Below are 17,837 nucleotides of genomic sequence, written 5' to 3' on the forward strand. Positions count from 1 at the left end.
TGCCAGTCATGCCGCACGCCTGGATCGGCTCGGGCGGGAGCGCGCGGACAATCCGAGGAGCTCGGGCAGAGCGGCACCGTCCTCGGCCCAGCGCCGTAGCTTTTCCCGGTCGATCCAGTGGACGCCGTGCCGGTCGCCCCACGCCATGGCATCGCGGGTGAAGGCTCCGTTGGTAACGACGACAGCGTGATCGGCTTTGTGGACCGGCCCGGCCGTCCCCTTCACCGCGTACATCACAGCTGAGCCCACCTTCCCGCAGACGCGGGTGTGCTTGGCCTGCACCACGATCCGGCCGCGCTGCGGATGGTCACCGATGACGTCGGCGGCCTGGTCGCCGCCGCCACCCACTCTGCGGGCCGGCCAGTCGTCGCGGACCAGCAGATCCCGTAGGGCGTACTCGAAGCGACGGTCGTCCATGGTGTCGAACTCCGCGAGCGTGATCCGCAGAGTGGCCAGCCGCTCCTTCTCCCGACGCCGCATCGTGGTCGCCTGCCTGATCCGCCACGCCGCGACGGCTCCCGTGAACAGAGCGAGAGCCAGCAGAGCAGGCCAGGCCGCCTTCAGTGCGCCGACCGCCGTGGCCGCCGTCCGCGCCACCAGGACGAGCACAGCCAGGGCGACCAGAGCCGCTGCGACCAGTTCCGCGGCACCGCGAGGGCGCCGCAGACGTATCCGTCGCATCAGCGGTCGGCCGTCGCGCTGGCCGCCGGCTTCGGATCCGTCGGCGGTGTCGTGGCGGTGGACTCACTGAACCCGAACACCTGCCCCCACAGCCACACGCCGGCCAGTAAGCCGGAAATCATCCAACCGCTCATGCGCTTGGCGCTCCTGGGCTTCGGATTGCGACGGATGTGTCCGCGTACCCGGTGGAACCCGTCCGGCACCTTCGACATGTTTCCCCCTCCCGTCGGTGGGCCGCGGAGCGCGGCTCATCCCAACAAAAGGGTGTAGCAGTGGGCACTGACAGCAGCTGATGGGTCATCACGGCGCTACGCCCCGGTCGAGTCGCCATCAGGTCAGGAGGGCCCACACCGTCAGCCCATTCACGGGACAGCGAGCCTGAGGCAGCTCAGCTGGGCGAATGCCCTTCTCAGCTCCCAAGTGGTTCACCATGGCCCTTTCCGCCAGCCCTCACGCGGCGCGTGACCGTCCGTATCTCACCTGCGGAAACAGCCCCAGTCACGCCAAGCGGAGCTCTGCCGACGAATGGCGAAAAGCAGCGGAAGCGCACTCACAGCCATAGTGCACCGGCGCCGCCCCGTCGAACCGTGGTTCTGCGACCATGACCCGGGGGCGTCACAGGGCCTGGAGGCACTGGTAGGCACTGATCAACCCGCCGCCGCGACGCCTCGGCCAACCGAACCCCCACGGGACGAATTCTCAACGCGGTGTCGTCGCGGTCCTGCAAGGACAGCGCCACGGTTGTAGGGCCGAGCCGAATGAAACCGCCGCTGGCCTCCGCCAGCGCCGGATCCAGCCTTGGTGCAGCCCGGTCAGGACAGTCTTTTGCGGTCCGTCGTCGCCTCTCGAAGCAGTGCCGAGGCCGTCATCGTCGTACGAGCGCAACATGCGAGCAGCGCTCATCACCACGAACCTTCGAACCAAGATCCGGACCATACCCGGACCAGCCGTCCGCAGCTTGTGGCGACCAGAGCTGTTTTCGCTGGTCAAACTGCATCTGAGCCGTGTACCACCAGCAGACGAAGAACCTCCTGGCATCAACGTGCACCGCGCCCAGGCACAGCGCCTTGGCCAGTGCCGACGGCGGCTGAGCGGCAAGGCCGGACTTGGTTTCTCAGTCCGGCCACCTGCCACGCAACGACTCTGAGTCGATCAATCCCAGATGCCCGAGTTCAACGAAGCGTAGTCAGCACCAAACCAGCACGGGAGTCAGCACCGCACCGTCAAATCCCCCTGAACCACGCGTCTCGGACGGCACTCGTTTCGACCACCACCGATCCCCTGAGAGGCCTTTCCATGAACTGGCATGGTGGCCACACCATAACCAACCCCCGAACTATGTAGCCCCGCCACATGTGCGCCTGACCAGCACGTTCCTACGGTGTGGCGACACGCAAACGTCCCCGTCACACGCAGGAAGTGGTGCCGATGTCGTCGCCCGCAGCCGCTCCACCAGCTCCGAACAGTCTCAAGCGCATCGTCGCCGCGTCCCTCATCGGCACCACGATCGAGTGGTACGACTTCTTCCTCTACGGTTCCGCCGCCGCCCTCGTCTTCAACAAGCTGTTCTTCCCGGACTCCGACCCGCTGGTCGGCACCCTGCTGTCGTTCCTGACCTACGCCGTCGGCTTCGCCGCCCGCCCGCTCGGCGCGTTGGTCTTCGGTCACTACGGTGACCGGCTCGGACGCAAGAAGCTCCTGGTGCTGAGCCTGTTGATGATGGGCGGGGCCACCTTCGCGATCGGGCTGCTGCCGACGCACGCGACCGTCGGCACGGCCGCTCCCGTGCTGCTGACCGTGCTGCGGCTCGTCCAGGGATTCGCGCTCGGCGGTGAGTGGGGCGGTGCCGTGCTGCTGGTGTCCGAACACGGGGACGCCAAGCGCCGCGGGTTCTGGGCCTCGTGGCCGCAGACCGGGGCGCCGGCCGGCCAGTTGCTGGCGACCGGTGTGCTGTCGCTGCTGACGGCGGTGCTGTCGGACGCCGCGTTCAACAGCTGGGGCTGGCGGATACCGTTCCTGCTCTCCGGCGTCCTGGTCATGGTCGGCCTGTGGATTCGCCTGTCCGTCGACGAATCCCCCGTCTTCAAGCGGGCGTTGGCGCAGGCGGAGGCCCGCAAGGCGGACGCCGAACCGCTCCCGCTGGTCGCCGTGCTGCGCCACCACTGGCGTGACGTGCTGATCGCCATGGGCGCGCGGATGGCGGAGAACATCAGCTACTACGTCATCACGGCCTTCATCCTCGTCTACGCCACCACCGCGGCCGACGTCTCCAAGCAGACCGCGCTCAACGCGGTGCTGATCGCCTCGGCCGTGCACTTCGCGGTCATCCCGGCCTGGGGCGCGCTGTCGGACCGGATCGGCCGCCGCCCCGTCTACCTGCTGGGAGCCGCCGGCATCGGGCTGTGGATGTTCCCGTTCTTCATGCTCATCGACTCCGGGAACTTCGGCAGCCTCCTCCTCGCGGTGACCGTGGGCCTGGTGCTGCACGGCGCGATGTACGCACCCCAGGCGGCGTTCTTCTCCGAGATGTTCGCGACCCGCATGCGCTACTCCGGTGCCTCCATCGGCGCCCAGTTCGCGTCGGTCGCGGCGGGCGCTCCCGCACCGCTGATCGCCACCGCGCTGCTGTCCGAGTACGACAGCTCGACGCCGATCTCCCTCTACGTCATCGCCTCGGTCCTGCTCACGCTGGTCGCCGTCGGCGTGGCCAAGGAGACCCGCCACCGGGACCTCACCGAGGTGACGGCCACGCAGGAGGACGCGGAGGAGGAGCCGGCCGACTCCCGCCCCGCCGGTGCGCGTACCGCCTGACCGTCGCGCCACTGACCCCCGTACGCCCCCCGCGTACGGGGGTCAGTGCTGTGCCGGGGCCGACAACCGGTGCAGCCGCAGGGCCAGTTGGATCTCCAGCGTGCGGGCGGGGCTCTGCCAGTCGTCGCCGAGGAGACGGGCCACGCGCTCCAGCCGCTGCGCGACCGTGTTCACGTGGACGTGGAGCTCGTCCTTGGTGCGCGCGGGGCTCATGCCGCAGGCGAAGTACGCGTCGAGGGTGCGCAGCAGTTCGGTGCCGCGTCGCTCGTCGTAGGCCACGACCTGGCCGATGGTGCGGTCGACGAAGCCGGCTATGTCGCGGTCGCCGGCCAGGAGCAGTCCCAGGAACCCGAAGTCCTCGGCGGCGGCGCCGTCCCCCGAGCGGCTCAGCAGCCGCAGGGCGTCCAGGCAGCGTCTGGCCTCGGTGTAGGCGGCGGCCACGGTCTCGGGGCGGGCGGCGAGGTCCTCGACGGGGGCCGAGGCGCCGACGGTGACGGCCTCGTGGACGGCGGTGCCCAGGTCCCGTGCGGTGCGGCGGGCCAGCTCCGTGGCGCCGTCCCGGGCGTCGAGGGGCAGCAGCAGGACGGTGCCGCCGTCGCGGGCGGCGGCCAGGCCGTGCCGGGTCGCGGCGAGGTGGGAGGCCGCGGCCCACAGGCGCCGGCGGGCGTCCGCCTCCTGGTCGGCGTCGGGCGCGGGGGCGTCGAGGCGGGCGGCGAGGACGACGTGCCTGGCGTCGAGGTCGGCGTGCAGCCGCCGGGCGCGTTCGCGCAGCAGGCGCGGATCCCGGTCGCGGGCGTCGAGCAGGTCGTCCAGCAGTTCGCCGCGCACCCGCTGTTCGGCCTCGGCGGCGGAGCGCCGGGCGAGCAGCAGCAGGGAGGTGACCATCGCGGCCCGCTCCAGGGTGAGCTGGTCCACGGGGTCGAGGCCGGGGTGGCCGCGCAGGACGAGCGCGCCGAGCAGCTCGCCGCCGGCGGCGACGGCGGCGATCCAGTCGTCCTCGTGCCGCACCGCGTGCCCTTCGGCGCGGGAGGACTCCAGGGCCCGGGCGGGTGCCGCCGCCGCCTCGGCGAACTCGACGGTGCCGGCCAGGACCTGGGAGACCGCGGCCGCCACGTCGTGGACACCGCCGCCGCGCAGCACCAGCTCGGTGAGCCGGTCGTGGACGTCGGAGGCGCGTTCGATGACTCCGCTGCGGTCCTTGATGATCTCGTTGGCCCGTTCCAGCTCGGCGAGGGCCGAGCGGGTCTCCGCGAGCAGGTTCGCGGTGTCGATGGCCGCGGCCGCCAGGGCCGCGAAGGAACCGAGCAGGGCGATCTGCTCCCGCTCGAAGACCCGGGCGCGCCGGTCCGCAGCGAACAGCACCCCGATGACGTGGTGCCCGAGCATCAGGGGCACGCCGAGGATCGCGACGAGTCCCTCGTCGCGTACGCCCGTGTCGATGGTTCGGGTGTGCTGGAAGCGGGCGTCCTTGAAGTAGTCGTCGGTGACGTAGGGCCGGGCGGTCTGGGCGACGAGACCGCCGAGCCCTTCCCCCATGCCGAGCCTCAGCTGCTGGAAGCGTGCTGCCACCGACCCCTCGGTGACACGCATGTAGGTGTCGCCGCGAGCGGGGTCGTTGAGGCTGAGGTAGGCCACGTCGGTGCCGAGCAGCGAGCGGGCCCGCTGCACGATCGCGCGCAGGACGGCGTCCAGGTCGCGCAGTCCGGCGAGATCGTGGGCCGTCTCGAACAGGGCCGACAGTTCGGCCTCCCGCCTGCGCCGGCCCTCCAGCTCGGAGCGGACGCGCAGCGCGAGGAACTTGGCCCGCTCGAGCGCGGTGATCCACTCGGCCGGTCCGCCGTCCGCGCGGGCGAGGAGCACCGGCTGCTCGTAGGCGTCGGCGGAGGCTCCCCGGGCCAGCAGCTCCAGGAAGGGCGTCTCGGCACCGGCGGGCGGTGCGGGGAGAACCGGCGCTCCGGCATCGTGGACGGGGCGCTCGGCGGACTGCGCGTGATCGCGGGACATGCTCACAGGATTCCCCATCGCACGGTCGGCCCGGCAGCCCTGTGGAAAACCCCGGCCGCCGGGGGCGTCCCCCTGGCGGGCACGCGCGTGGTGCGCCCGCCCCGCGCCCGCGTCCTCCCCCGCCGCACGCGGGCGGTCACCGGGCTCAGTGGGCGGTCCAGCCGCCGTCCAGGACGAGGGAGGTGCCGGTGACGAAGGACGCCTGCGGGCCGCACAGGTACGCCACCGCCTCGGCGACCTCCTCCGGTTCGATGAGCCGGCGCAGCGCGCTGTCCCGGAGCAGCACCTCGGACAGCACCTGCTCCTCGGGGATGCCGTGCGCGCGGGCCTGGTCCGCGATCTGCTTCTCCACGAGCGGGGTGCGCACGTAGGAGGGGTTCACGCAGTTGGAGGTGACACCGTGGGCGGCGCCCTCCAGGGCGGCCGTCTTGGACAGCCCCTCCAGTCCGTGCTTGGCGGACACATAGGCCGCCTTGTAGGCGGAGGCGCGCAGACCGTGCACGGACGAGACGTTCACGATGCGGCCCCAGCCCTGCCCGTACATGTGGGGCAGTGCGCCGCGGATCAGCCGGAAGGGGGCCTCCAGCATGACGGTGAGCACCGTGTGGAAGACGTCCGGCGGGAACTCCTCCAGCGGTCGCACCATCTGCAGCCCGGCGTTGTTGACGAGGACGTCGGTACCGGCGGCCGCGTGCTCGGCGGCGTCCAGGTCAGTCAGGTCCAGGACGTGCGCCTCGACGGTGCCCGCGAGGTCCACGGCCAGCTCGGTGAGCGCGTCCAGTCCCCCGGCGTCCCGGTCGACCGCTCTGACCTTGGCGCCGGCGGCGGCCAGCCGTAGCGCGCAGGCGCGTCCGATACCGCCGGCGGCGCCGGTGACGAGCGCGGTGCGGCCGCCGAGGTCGAGTGGGGAGGCGTGGGGAGCCGGGAGGACACTGGGCGAGGTCATGTCCCGACCCTAGGCAGGGCCCATCCCGGGCCCCATGTGGGCACGCCCCATAGTTCAGACGGATCCAGTGGAGTCGAACCATGTGGGTGCGTCGGACAGTGCCTGCTTGATCCGGAACTGCCCGAACTCCCCGAGGTCCGGCAGTGAGTCCACCGAGAACCAGCCCACGTCCAGCGACTCGTCGTCGTTGACCCGGGCCTCGCCGCCGACCGCCCGGCAGCGGAACGTGACGTCCATGAACTGGCAGACGTCGCCGTTCTCGTACGTGACCGGTTCGAGTGCCTGGACGAGGAGGAGTCGCTCGACGACGCACCGGACGGCGGTCTCCTCCTCCACCTCGCGCACGGCACACGCGGCGGGCTGCTCCCCGGGCTCCGGGATGCCGCCGATCAGCGACCAGCGCCGGTTGTCGGCCCGCCGGCCCAGCAGCACCCTCCCCTGCTCGTCGAAGACGACGGCGGTGACCCCGGGGAGCCACAGCAGCTGGTGTCCGGAAGAGGCGCGCAGGTCGCGGATGAAGTCGGGAGTAGCCATGCGCCCGACCCTAGCGGGCCGGGCGGGCCGCTCCCGCCCGCTTCGCGGGGCGTGCGGTGGGCGGACGGTCACACATCACGGGCGCGTCGCCCGCGCACAGCGGCGCCGACGGCCTGGCCGAGGCCGACGGCCGCGACGAGCACGAGCGCGATCTCCGGCCACACACCCAGCCGGGTGGCGGGGGTCTCGGAGGAGCGCAGCGGCACCTCCTGGACCAGGGAGTCCGCCACGAACATGCCGGTCCTCTGGGTGATCCGGCCGTCCGGCATGACGATCGCGCTGACACCGCTGGTCACCGGCACGGTCACGGTCCGGCTGTGCTCGACGGCGCGGATGCGGGACATGGCGAGCTGCTGGTAGGTCATCTCGCTGCGGTCGAAGGTCGCGTTGTTGCTGGGCACGGAGATCATCTGGGCGCCGTCGGTGACCTCGGAGCGCACGGCCCAGTCGAAGGCGGCCTCGTAGCAGGTGACGAGGCCGACCGGGGTGCCGGCCATGGTGAAGACGCCGGGCTCGGTGCCGCGGCTGAAGTCACGGGCGACCATGGAGGTCCACTCCTCGTTGATCGCCCCGATCATCGAGCGCAGCGGCAGGTACTCGCCGAAGGGCTGGATCTGCCGTTTGTCGTAGGTGTCGACGGGACCCTTGTCCGGGTCCCAGAGGATCTGCTCGTTGAGCAGCCTGCCGTCGCGTTCGACGACGCCGCCGACGGAGATGGGGGCGCCGATCGCCTTGGCGGCCCGGTCGATGACGTAGCGCGCGTCGGCGTTGGCGAACGGGTCGATGTCGGAGGAGTTCTCCGGCCACAGCACGAAGTCGGGGCGCTCGATCCTGCCCGCCGCGACCTCGGCGGCCAGGCGTTCCGTCTCGCGCGCGTGGTAGTCGAGCACGGCCCGGCGCTGGGCGTTGAAGTCGAGGCCGGCGCGCGGCACGTTGCCCTGGATGACGGCGACGGTCGCGGTGCCCTCCTCCGCCTCGTCGGTGACCAGCGGCCGGGCGGCCACGGCGCCCACGACGGGCACGGCCACGCAGAGCAGGGCCGCCGCCGCCACGCCCCGCCGCGGCGCACCGGCGCTTCGTGCCCCGACGGCCAGGCGGACGGCCTCGGCGAGGCCGAAGCCGCACAGGACGACGGCGAAGCCGAGCACCGGGGTGCCGCCGAGCGCGGCGAGCGGCAGGAACACGCCGTCGGCCTGCCCGAAGGCGATCTTGCCCCAGGGGAAGCCGTGGAAGGGGACGCGCGCGCGTGCGGCCTCTCCGGCGATCCACACGGCCGCCGCCCACACCGGCCAGGCCGGCAGTGCCGACACCGCGGCGACGCCCGCCCCGACCAGCGCGACGAAGACCGCTTCGATCACGACCAGGGCGATCCAGGGGCCGGGACCGACCTCCACACCGGTCCACACCAGCAGGGGCAGCAGGAAGCCGAGGCCGAACAGGTAGCCGAGGCCGAGCCCCGCCTTCCAGCTCCGGCCGCGCAGCACGGCGCCGAAGACAGCGAAGGCGGGCAGGGCGAGCCACCACAGGGTGCGCGGCGGGAAGCTGACGTAGAGCAGCACTCCGGAGAGCGCGGCTGCGGCGGCCGGGAACAGGCGCGTGAGCCGCGCGGCGAGACGCGAGGCGGGGGTGGCCTGCGGCTTCAGCCGGTCCGGCTCGCCGACGGTGGTTGCGGTGACGGTCACCCCCCGGAGTGTACGGCGCGGGTCCTGGCCGCCGGCAGCACGGTGCGAGGGGCCGGGTGGGGCGTGGACGGCGGGTGCCGCATCGTTTCGGCGCCACCGGCCGCCGTGCCGTCCACGATCCGCCGGCCGGCCGGTGCGGTCTCAGTGCGCCGCCGGGCCCGGGGTCCTCGGGCGGAGGCGGTCCTTGATGACCTGGACGGCCGCTTCCGCGTCGTCGACGGTGATGGTGAAGGTGTGGCCGTCCCACAGCCGCAGCACCACTCCCTCGCCGCGCCGCACGACGACGGCGGTGCCCTTCTCCGGCCGCCAGCGGTAGCCCCAGCCGCCCCAGTGACGCGGGGTGACGTGCGGGATGAACTCGGCGCCGACGACATGGGAGAGGGGGATCCGCCGGCGGGGCACGCCGATGTGGCCGCAGCGCACTTCGAGGCACTCGTCGTCGACTCTCAGCGCGACGTGCACGAAGGCCACGGTGCCGAAGAGGACGAGCAGTCCCGCCGCGATGCAGCCGACGACGGCCATGGCCAGCGGGGCGATGCCGGACTCCCAGGCCGAGTCGACGGCCAGCGCGATACCGAGAGCCACGCAGGCGACACCGATGAGCGCCAGGAACCACTGGACGCGATTGGTGGCACGTCCGGTCCAGACGTCCGGTGCGGGGGTGCTCTCGCCGGGGCGATGCCTCATGGATATGAGACTACTCAGATTTCGCTGCGCGGGCGCCTCGTCGCACAGGGTGACTGGGCCGAGCGGGCGTGCGCCCGTCCGTCAGCCGGCGGGGGCGGCCGTGCGCAGCAGCCGGCCTTCCTCGTACGCCGTCGCGGCCGCGGGCAGGGCGCCCTCGCGTCCGCTCAGCAGCACGGTGAGGGTGCCCGTGGCCGGGGCACCGGGGTCGGGGCGGGCGCCGATCCTGCGCAGGGCCTGCGCCGCGACCGCTCCGGCGGAGCCGTGCAGGACGAGGCGCGGGGCACCGGGGCGCTGCACGGCGTCGCGGATGCGTTCGGCCACGAGTTCGTAGTGGGTGCAGCCCAGGACGACGGTCGTCACGTCCTCGGGCGTGAGCGCGGCGGCGGAGGTCACGGCGGCGGTGATCGCCGTCTCGTCCGCGTGCTCGACGGCTTCGGCGAGTCCGTGGCACGGCACCTCGGTGACGGGCGTGCCGGCGGCGAAGTCCTCGATGAGTCCGCGCTGGTAGGGGCTGCCGGTGGTGGCGGGCGTCGCCCAGATCGCGACGGGGCCGCCGCCGGCCGCGGCGGGCTTGATCGCCGGGACGGTGCCGACGACCGGCAGGCCGGGTTCGAAACGGGCACGGAGCGTGGGCAGCGCGTGCACGGTGGCGGTGTTGCAGCCGACGATCAGGGCCTCGGGCCGGTGCGCTGCGGCGGCCTCGGCGACGGCCAGGGCCCGGTCCGTGAGGTCTTGTGGCGTCCGCGGGCCCCAGGGCATGCCGTCGGGGTCCATGGAGAGGATGAGATCGGCGTCCGGCCGCAGGCGCCGTACCGCAGCGGTGGCCGCCAGCAGACCGATTCCGGAGTCCATGAGCGCGATCTTCACCAGGCCACGATAGACGATGGGCCTTCGCGCGCCGCCTCGTGGGGCAGACTGCGCACGTGAGCGCCGATGCGTGGACTTCCGTCGTGACCGCCGTATCCGCCGTGTCCCTCGCCGCCTGGCTGTGGCTGCTGCTCGCCCAGGGATTCTTCTGGCGCACGGACGTCAGGCTGCCGCGCCGCGCGGAACCGGAGGAGTGGCCGCCCGTGTGCGTCGTCGTGCCGGCCCGCGACGAGGCGGCGGTCCTGCCGGCGAGCCTGCCGTCACTGCTCGCCCAGGACTATCCGGGGCGGGCGGAGGTCTTCCTGATCGACGACGGAAGTACGGACGGCACCGGCGACCTGGCGCGCGAGCTGGCCCGGCACCAGGACGGCCTGGCGCTCACGGTGGCCTCGCCCGGCGAGCCGCCGGCGGGCTGGACGGGCAAGCTGTGGGCGGTGCGGCACGGCATCGCCCTGGCACGCGCGCGTGACCCCGAGTTCCTGCTGCTGACGGACGCCGACATCGCCCACGCACCGGACAGCCTGCGGCAGCTGGTGGCCGCGGCCCGCACCGGCGGTTTCGACGTCGTCTCGCAGATGGCCCGGCTGCGGGTCGAGAGCGCCTGGGAGCGCCTCGTGGTGCCGGCCTTCGTCTACTTCTTCGCGCAGCTCTACCCGTTCCGGCGGATCGGCGGGGGCCGGAACGGGAGGAGGGCGACTCGGACGGCGGCCGCGGCGGGCGGCTGTGTGCTGCTGCGCGCCGACGCCGCCGAGCGGGCACGGATCCCGGACGCCATCCGGCACGCGGTCATCGACGACGTGGCCCTCGCCCGGGCGGTCAAGGGCAGTGGCGGCCGGGTGTGGCTGGGGCTGGCCGACGGCGTGGAGAGTGTGCGTCCCTACCCGCGGCTGCGCGACCTGTGGCGGATGGTCTCGCGCAGCGCCTACGCGCAGTTGCGGCACAGTCCGCTGCTGCTCGCCGGCACGGTCGCGGGCCTGGTGCTGGTGTATCTGGTGCCGCCGGCGGCAGCGGTCGCGGGCACGGTGGTCGGCGGTGGTGGGACGGCGCTGTGCGGAGCGACCGCGTGGTTGGTGATGACGGGGACGTACGTACCGATGCTGCGCTACTACCGGCAGCCGTCGTGGCTCGCTCCGCTGCTGCCGTTCACCGCGTTCCTGTACCTCCTGATGACGGTGGACTCCGCGGTGCAGCACTACCGGGGGCGCGGTGCGGCCTGGAAGGGCCGCACCTACGCCCGTCCGGGCGCCCTGCCCGACGAGGGCTGAGGACCCCCGCCGGGCCGGTTCACTTGCGGCCCGGGGTCCAGTTCATGCCCCACCCGTAGGCGTAGTCGACCGTCCGCTGGGGGCTCACGCCGCGCTCGGGCACCAGGTAGCGGGCCTCGCGCTGGACGACGAGGTCGTCGCCGGTGTTGGTGATCAGGGCGAGGGCGCACACCGTCGAGGGGACCGTGCACTCGTCGAGCGAGAAGTCGATCGGGGCGCCGTACTGCGGCTGGAGGGTGACGGTGGCGTGCAGGTCGGCGAAGGAGCGCGCTCCCTCGTAGATGGTGACGAAGACGAGGATGCGCCGGAAGTGCTTCCGGTGGTCGAGGTTGACGGTCAGGTTCTCGCCGGTCGTCACGGCGCCGGTGCGGTCGTCGCCGTCGAGGTGGATGAACGGCGGCTGGTGCAGGGACCCGAAGGCGTTGCCGAGGGCCTGGACCACGCCCTTGCTGCCGTCGCCGAGTTCGTACAGGCAGCACAGGTCGAGGTCGAGGTCGTCGTGCATGGCGACCGGGCGGCCCAGCTTGCGGGCCCAGCCGGAGAACTGCTTGCGCACCTGCCAGTTGAGGTTCACGCGCATGGCGCCCGAGGTGCCGCCCTGCTTGGTCAGGGAGACGGAGGGCGCCGCCTTGGTGAGGGTGACCTTGGTCAGGCGGACCGGCTCCGGGGAGGGCGCCGCGGCCGGGGGCGGCGGCGTGCCCGCGGGCCGCGTCACGGGCGGGGGCGGCACGGTGGCCGGGACGGGCGTGGGTGTGGAGGCCGCGGGGGCCTGCTGGGGCTCGTCGACCGTGATGCCGTAGTCGGTGGCCAGCCCCTCCAGGCCGCTGCCGTAGCCCTGGCCGACGGCGCGGAACTTCCAGGCGCCCTGACGGCGGTAGAACTCGCCCAGCACGAAGGCCGTTTCGACCGTGGCGCCCGGATTGTCGAAGCGAGCGACGACGGTGTTCGCCGCATCGCGCACCTCGATGTACAGGTCCGGGACCCGGCCGAAGGATCCGCCGTCCGAGGAGGCGGCTACGATCACCGTCTCGATCGCGGGCTCCACGCGGGCGAGGTCGACCAGCAGGCTGTCGGTGACCCTGCCGCCGGCGTCCCGCTTGCCCTCGTGCCGGACGGCCCCGGAGGAGTGCGCCGGCTGGTTGTAGAAGACGAAGTCCGCGTCTGAGCGGACCTTTCCCGCCACCAGGAGCAGCGCCGAGGCGTCCGCGTCGGGCACGCCGGGGCCGGATCGCCAGCCCAGTTCGACCCGCAGCGCCGTGGCCGGCACCGGGGTGTTCGAGCCTTTAGACATGGACATGTCCGCCCCCATCACGTGTCAGCGCGCCGGGCCGCGCCCCGGCGGTTCGTCTGGTTTTCCGCGCCCAACCTATTCCCCCCGCCCGCCGGCCGCCCACGAGGAGGGCGCGAGGCCCGTGGGCCAACCGCCGGTAACCCGCCCGGAACTTGGCCTTTACCCCAAGATCGCGCCCCACGCTGCCCCATTTTGCCGATTTCGCTCGGATTGGGGATCCCAGGGCACCGCGAGCGCGGAAAACAACCCTCTTATCGGTCTCCCCAACCAGCACATCGTGGGCTTAACTTATGTGCCATGACCTCCCCCCGCTCCACTTATGGCGGCGGCTACTACTCCGCCTCCTTCCCGGACACCCCGATCTACGACTCGCTCGTCGCCGAGCGGGGCACCCCGCAGATCGCCCCGATCCGGGTTCCGGCCGCGTACGACGCGCCGGGCAGCCACCTGCCGGCGCTGTCGTCGGCCCTGCCCGCCCTTCCGGCGGCACCTTCCCAGCCCTCCTACGGCTATCCGCAGCAGATGCAGCAGCCCGCCCCGCTGCAGCAGGCGCCCGCCGCGTACATCCCGCAGCAGGCGAGCGCCCCGCGCGGATACCCCGGTCCCCAGCAGCCGCAGCCGCCCCGCCCGGTCGCGCCCGGCCCCGCGGGGTACGAGGCCATGCGCCCCGCGGCACCGCGGCCCGCCCCGGCGCCCTACCAGGACCCGTACAACAGCCAGCAGTACCGCGGCTACTGAGCCGTATCCCCCGGCGACCGGTGCCGCCTGGCACCATGACCCCATGGGGAACGCGCGACTGCGGTCGATCCACGTCCATCCGGTCAAGGCTTTCCGGGGCCTCGCGTCCCGGGAGGCCCTCGTGGAGCCCTGGGGGCTGGCCGGGGACCGCCGCTGGATGCTGGTCGACGACGGGGGAAAGGTCGTCACACAACGCGAGCAGCCGCGCCTCGCCCTGGCCGCCGCCGAGCTCCTGCCCGGCGGCGGCGTCCGGCTGTCCGCGCCCGGCCGCAGCCCGCTGACCGTCCCGGTCCCGCAGGCGGTGAGCACCGTCCCGGTGCAGCTCTTCGGCGACAAGGTCGAGGCGGTGCCGGCGCGGGACGACGCCGCGCACGCCTGGTGCAGCGCCCTTCTCGGAACCGGCGTGCGGCTGGTGCACCTGGACGATCCCGCCACGCGCCGGCCCGTCGACCCCGAGTACGCGCTGCCGGGCGAGACCGTCTCCTTCGCCGACGGATTCCCGCTGCTGCTCACCACGACGGCCTCCCTCGACGCCCTCAACTCCCGGATCGCGTGCGGGGAGTACGCGGCGGAGGGCCCGCTCCCCATGAGCCGCTTCCGGCCGAACCTGGTCGTCACCGGCACCGAGGCGTGGGCCGAGGACGGCTGGTCGCGCATCGCGGTCGGCGAGGTCGGCTTCCGCGTCGCCAAACCGTGCGGGCGCTGCGTGGTCACGACCACCGACCAGGACACCGCCGTCCGCGGCCGGGAGCCCCTGTACAGCCTCGGGCGGCACCGCCGGATCGGTCGCAGGCTGGTCTTCGGGCAGAACCTCGTGCCCCTCGGTCCCGGCACGGTCCGGGTCGGCGATCCGCTGCGGATCGTCGGGTGACGAGAGCGACACGCTCGTACCCCGCCGACCGGGAACCCGGTCCCCTGCCCGCGCGTTGGCTTTCATGGACATGCGAGGAGAGACGGCCGAGGACGCCGGCGCGGAATGCCGCCGGGTCTCCCCGGCCGGCTCGTGGGCGGACGGATCGACCGGGGGCGGCAGGGAGCGGGAAGGGGGCCGGGCGGTGCGGGCGATCAGGGGGATCTGGCACTGGCGGCACAATCCGCTGCGCCGCACCACCGACCTGGTCGAGGCCTGGGTGGCCCTGACGGGCCTGCTGCTGATCCTCCTCGTCGCGCCCCTGATCGGCGCCCTCGTGGGCGGCGCGGCGCAGGAGTCCCTGCAACGGTCGGTCCGGGACCAGCACGCGTCCCGGCACCGGGTGACGGCCTCCGTCGTCCGCGAACTGAAGCGCTCCTCGCTGGACGTCGATCCGGACGGCGTCTCGGCCGGGAACCTGCGCAGCCGCGTCCTCGCCCGGTGGGCGGCGCCGGACGGCTCCGAGCAGCGCGGTTCCGTACTGGCGGGCCTGCGGGACCCGCACCCCGGCGACCATTTCCGGATATGGACCGACGGGCAGGGCCGGCTGGTGGCCCGCCCCCTGGACTCCGCCACCGCCACGACGCACGCCACGCTCGCCGGTGTCGGCGCCGCCCTGACCGCCGCGCTCCTGGTCGAGGCGGGCCGGCGCATCGTCGTGTGGCGCATGGTCCGGCGCCGCTACGACCGCTGGGAGCGGGAGTGGGACCGGGCGGGCCCGGACTGGGGCCGGACCGGCACCGGCAGCTGACCGGGTTCCGCCTCTGGTCAACCCACCGTCTGCGCGCACGCTACGGTGGACCGGCCGAACCAATCGGCGACGACTCGCGCGTGAGGAAGCCACAGGTGCGCGCCGGTGTCGGGAGCGCGTGCGGGCCCGCGAATCCGGGCACGGCCGCGGACCCGCCCCGGCCGGTGCGTCCCCGACGGTGAACGAGCCATCAGTACGACGAGGTGGGGGCACAGCAACGCCATGGCACAGGGCACGGTCCAGGTGACGCACACCGGCACCTCGCGGTGGCGGCGCCGCACGGGTGAGTACGCATCGCTCGCCGCAGCCCTGGAGGCCGCGGCCGACGGTGACGTCCTCACCGTCGCCCCCGGGACCTACCGGGAGAACCTCGTCGTCCAGCGGGCGGTCACCCTGCGCGGCCCCGAGGGGTCCCAGGGCTCGGTCCGGATCGCGCCCGCGGACGGGGTGCCGCTGACGGTGCGCGCCTCGGCCGTCGTCCAGGACCTGCACATCGAGGGCCAGGACGCCGCGGCTCCCGCGGTGCTCGTCGAGGAGGGCACCCCGGAGCTGCTTGACGTCCGCGTGGTGACGCGGTCCGCGTCCGGCATCGAGGTACGCGGCAGCGCCCGGCCCACGGTGCGGCGCTGCACCGTCGACAATCCGGCGGGCGTCGGCATCGCCGTCCTCGACGGCGGGGGCGGGGTGTTCGAGGAGTGCGAGGTCGTCTCGGCCGGCCAGGCGGGCGTCGCGGTGCGCTCCGGCGCCCACCCCCGGCTGGAGCGCTGCCGGATCCACCACGCCGCCGGTTCCGGACTGACGGCGACCGGCGAGCACTCCGGGCTGGAGGCGGTGGGGTGCGAGATCTACGAGGTGCGGGGCAGCGGCGTCCAGGTCTCCGGCCGGGCCACCGCCCACCTGACCGACTGCGACGTGCACCGCACCACCGCCGACGGCGTCACGCTCGACACCGACGCCGTGCTCACGCTCGCCGACTGCCGCATCCACGACATCCCGGAGAACGCGGTCGACCTGCGCTCCCGTTCCGTGCTCACCCTGACCCGCACCAGCGTGCGGCAGTTCGGGCGCAACGGACTGTCCGTGTGGGACCCGGGCACTCGTGTGGACGCCAACCAGTGCGAGATCTTCGACAGCACGGGCGACTACCCGGCGGTCTGGGTCAGCGACGGCGCCACCGCGGTGCTCGACTCCTGCCGGGTGCACGACGTGCCGGACGCGCTGTTCGTGCTGGACCGCGGCTCGCGCGCGGACGTCGTCGACAGCGACCTGTCCCAGGTGCGGAACACGGCGGTGTCGGTGAGCGACGGCGCCGTCGCGCAGCTCGACGACTGCCGCATCCGGGACGCCGCGACCGGTGCGTGGTTCCGCGACCACGGCAGCGGCGGCACCCTGAACAACTGCACACTGAGCGGCAACCGCACCGGCGTGATCGTCACCAAGGGCGCCGACCCCACCATCGAGCGCTGCACGGTCGACTCCCCCTCCGAGGCCGGGGTGTACGTGTCGGCGGGCGGCCGCGGCAGCTTCCTCGGCTGCCGGGTGACGGGCAGCGCCGGCTACGGCTTCCACGTGATCGACGGCTGCCGCACGACGCTGAGGAAGTGCCGTACGGAGCGGTGCGCGCGCGGCGGTTTCGAGTTCGCCGACGGCGGCCCGGACGGGTCGTCCGACTCGGGGCCGCTCGTGGAGGACTGCTCCAGTGACGAGAGCGGCGGCGGCCTGGCGCCGCCCCCGGCCCGGGAGACGGCCGTGCAGACGGCGGGCCACTCCCCCGCCGGCCTGCTGGGCTCGATCCCCGGGCAGCGCAGCACCGAGCCGGAGCCGCTGATCGCGGCTCCCGGTCCGGAGGAGCCCGCGCGGACGTCGAAGGCCGTGCTCGGTGAACTGGACGCGCTGGTCGGCCTGGAGAGCGTCAAGCGGGAGGTGCGGGCCCTGACGGACATGATCGAGGTGGGCCGGCGCCGGCAGCAGGCGGGCCTGAAGGCCGCGTCGGTCAAACGGCACCTGGTCTTCACCGGATCCCCCGGCACCGGCAAGACGACGGTCGCCCGGCTGTACGGCGAGATCCTCGCGTCCCTGGGCGTCCTGGAGAAGGGCCATCTCGTCGAGGTGTCCCGCGTCGACCTGGTCGGCGAGCACATCGGCTCCACGGCGATCCGCACCCAGGAGGCGTTCCAGCGGGCGCGCGGCGGCGTGCTGTTCATCGACGAGGCGTACGCGCTGTCCCCCGAGGACGCGGGCCGGGACTTCGGCAAGGAGGCCATCGACACGCTGGTGAAGCTGATGGAGGACCAGCGGGACTCGGTCGTGGTGATCGTCGCGGGCTACACGGCGGAGATGGAGCGGTTCCTGTCGGTCAACCCGGGTGTGGCGTCCCGTTTCTCGCGGACCATCACCTTTGGCGACTACGGGCCCGAGGAGCTCCTGCGGATCGTGGAGCAGCAGGCCGAGGAGCACGAGTACCGGCTGGCGCCGGGCGTGCCCGAGGCGCTGACGCGGTACTTCGCGGCCATCCCCAAGGGTCCGGCCTTCGGCAACGGCCGCACCGCGCGCCAGACCTTCGAGGCGATGGTGGAGCGGCACGCGAGCCGCGTCGCCCAGCTCGCGGACCCGAGCACCGACGACCTGAGCCTGCTCTACCCGGAGGACCTCCCGGAGCTGCCCCGGTAG

15 protein-coding genes are annotated in these 17,837 nt (G+C 73.1%); 6 read left to right on the forward strand and 9 right to left on the reverse strand.

Annotated elements, in window-relative coordinates:
• Positions 1-6: 6 nt before the first annotated feature.
• Positions 7-681: a restriction endonuclease gene (locus AC0VYN_RS21170; protein WP_475532233.1), complete on the reverse strand. Its 675-nt coding sequence runs from the start codon at positions 679-681 to the stop codon at positions 7-9.
• A complete protein-coding gene (locus AC0VYN_RS21175) occupies positions 681-893 on the reverse strand; it encodes a hypothetical protein (RefSeq protein WP_475532234.1) in 213 nt (70 codons plus the stop codon). The genes AC0VYN_RS21170 and AC0VYN_RS21175 overlap by 1 nt, the downstream gene beginning before the upstream one ends.
• A 1,216-nt stretch (positions 894-2,109) precedes the next feature.
• On the opposite strand from AC0VYN_RS21175, the gene AC0VYN_RS21180 reads away from it, so the two are divergent.
• The gene (locus AC0VYN_RS21180) at positions 2,110-3,492 is read left to right on the forward strand and encodes an MFS transporter (protein WP_475532235.1); all 1,383 of its coding nucleotides are present in this window, start codon (positions 2,110-2,112) and stop codon (positions 3,490-3,492) included.
• A gap of 42 nt (positions 3,493-3,534) precedes the next feature.
• On the opposite strand, the gene AC0VYN_RS21185 is transcribed toward AC0VYN_RS21180, so the two are convergent.
• The 6 genes from AC0VYN_RS21185 to AC0VYN_RS21210 form a co-directional block, all read right to left on the reverse strand.
• Positions 3,535-5,496: a helix-turn-helix domain-containing protein gene (locus AC0VYN_RS21185; protein WP_475532236.1), complete on the reverse strand. Its 1,962-nt coding sequence runs from the start codon at positions 5,494-5,496 to the stop codon at positions 3,535-3,537.
• A gap of 145 nt (positions 5,497-5,641) precedes the next feature.
• Positions 5,642-6,442, reverse strand: a complete 801-nt coding sequence (locus AC0VYN_RS21190) for a 3-hydroxybutyrate dehydrogenase (RefSeq protein WP_385468843.1) — start codon at positions 6,440-6,442, stop codon at positions 5,642-5,644.
• Positions 6,443-6,496: 54 nt separating this feature from the next.
• The gene (locus tag AC0VYN_RS21195; protein ID WP_475532237.1) at positions 6,497-6,976 is read right to left on the reverse strand and encodes an NUDIX hydrolase; all 480 of its coding nucleotides are present in this window, start codon (positions 6,974-6,976) and stop codon (positions 6,497-6,499) included.
• 68 nt (positions 6,977-7,044) lie between these two features.
• Positions 7,045-8,658 carry an apolipoprotein N-acyltransferase gene (gene lnt, locus AC0VYN_RS21200; protein ID WP_475532238.1) on the reverse strand — a complete coding sequence of 538 codons (1,614 nt, stop codon included), beginning with the start codon at positions 8,656-8,658 and terminating at the stop codon, positions 7,045-7,047.
• 141 nt (positions 8,659-8,799) lie between these two features.
• The gene (locus AC0VYN_RS21205) at positions 8,800-9,345 is read right to left on the reverse strand and encodes a hypothetical protein (protein ID WP_475532239.1); all 546 of its coding nucleotides are present in this window, start codon (positions 9,343-9,345) and stop codon (positions 8,800-8,802) included.
• An 81-nt stretch (positions 9,346-9,426) separates the two neighbouring features.
• Entirely contained in the window at positions 9,427-10,212 is a 786-nt protein-coding gene (locus AC0VYN_RS21210) for a glutamate racemase (RefSeq protein WP_475532240.1), read from the reverse strand.
• 38 nt (positions 10,213-10,250) lie between these two features.
• Here AC0VYN_RS21210 and AC0VYN_RS21215 point away from each other — a divergent pair, with 38 nt between their 5' ends.
• The gene (locus AC0VYN_RS21215; protein WP_475532241.1) at positions 10,251-11,477 is read left to right on the forward strand and encodes a glycosyltransferase; all 1,227 of its coding nucleotides are present in this window, start codon (positions 10,251-10,253) and stop codon (positions 11,475-11,477) included.
• Positions 11,478-11,496: 19 nt separating this feature from the next.
• Here the strand turns inward: AC0VYN_RS21215 and AC0VYN_RS21220 are convergent, their stop codons facing one another.
• Entirely contained in the window at positions 11,497-12,768 is a 1,272-nt protein-coding gene (locus tag AC0VYN_RS21220; protein WP_475532242.1) for a TerD family protein, read from the reverse strand.
• 297 nt (positions 12,769-13,065) lie between these two features.
• On the opposite strand from AC0VYN_RS21220, the gene AC0VYN_RS21225 reads away from it, so the two are divergent.
• From AC0VYN_RS21225 to AC0VYN_RS21240, 4 genes are all read left to right on the forward strand, one after another.
• Positions 13,066-13,506 (forward strand): DUF6643 family protein, encoded by a 441-nt coding sequence (locus tag AC0VYN_RS21225; RefSeq protein ID WP_475532243.1) that lies wholly within the window; start codon positions 13,066-13,068, stop codon positions 13,504-13,506.
• A gap of 43 nt (positions 13,507-13,549) precedes the next feature.
• Positions 13,550-14,377, forward strand: coding sequence for an MOSC domain-containing protein (locus AC0VYN_RS21230; protein WP_475532244.1), 828 nt, complete (start codon positions 13,550-13,552; stop codon positions 14,375-14,377).
• A 184-nt stretch (positions 14,378-14,561) separates the two neighbouring features.
• Positions 14,562-15,167: an Rv1733c family protein gene (locus AC0VYN_RS21235; protein WP_475536941.1), complete on the forward strand. Its 606-nt coding sequence runs from the start codon at positions 14,562-14,564 to the stop codon at positions 15,165-15,167.
• 222 nt (positions 15,168-15,389) lie between these two features.
• Positions 15,390-17,837, forward strand: coding sequence for a right-handed parallel beta-helix repeat-containing protein (locus AC0VYN_RS21240; RefSeq protein WP_385472115.1), 2,448 nt, complete (start codon positions 15,390-15,392; stop codon positions 17,835-17,837).

Source organism: Streptomyces sp. 63XJN7_1_ISO-PGPR-S23-121 (genome assembly GCF_056173025.1).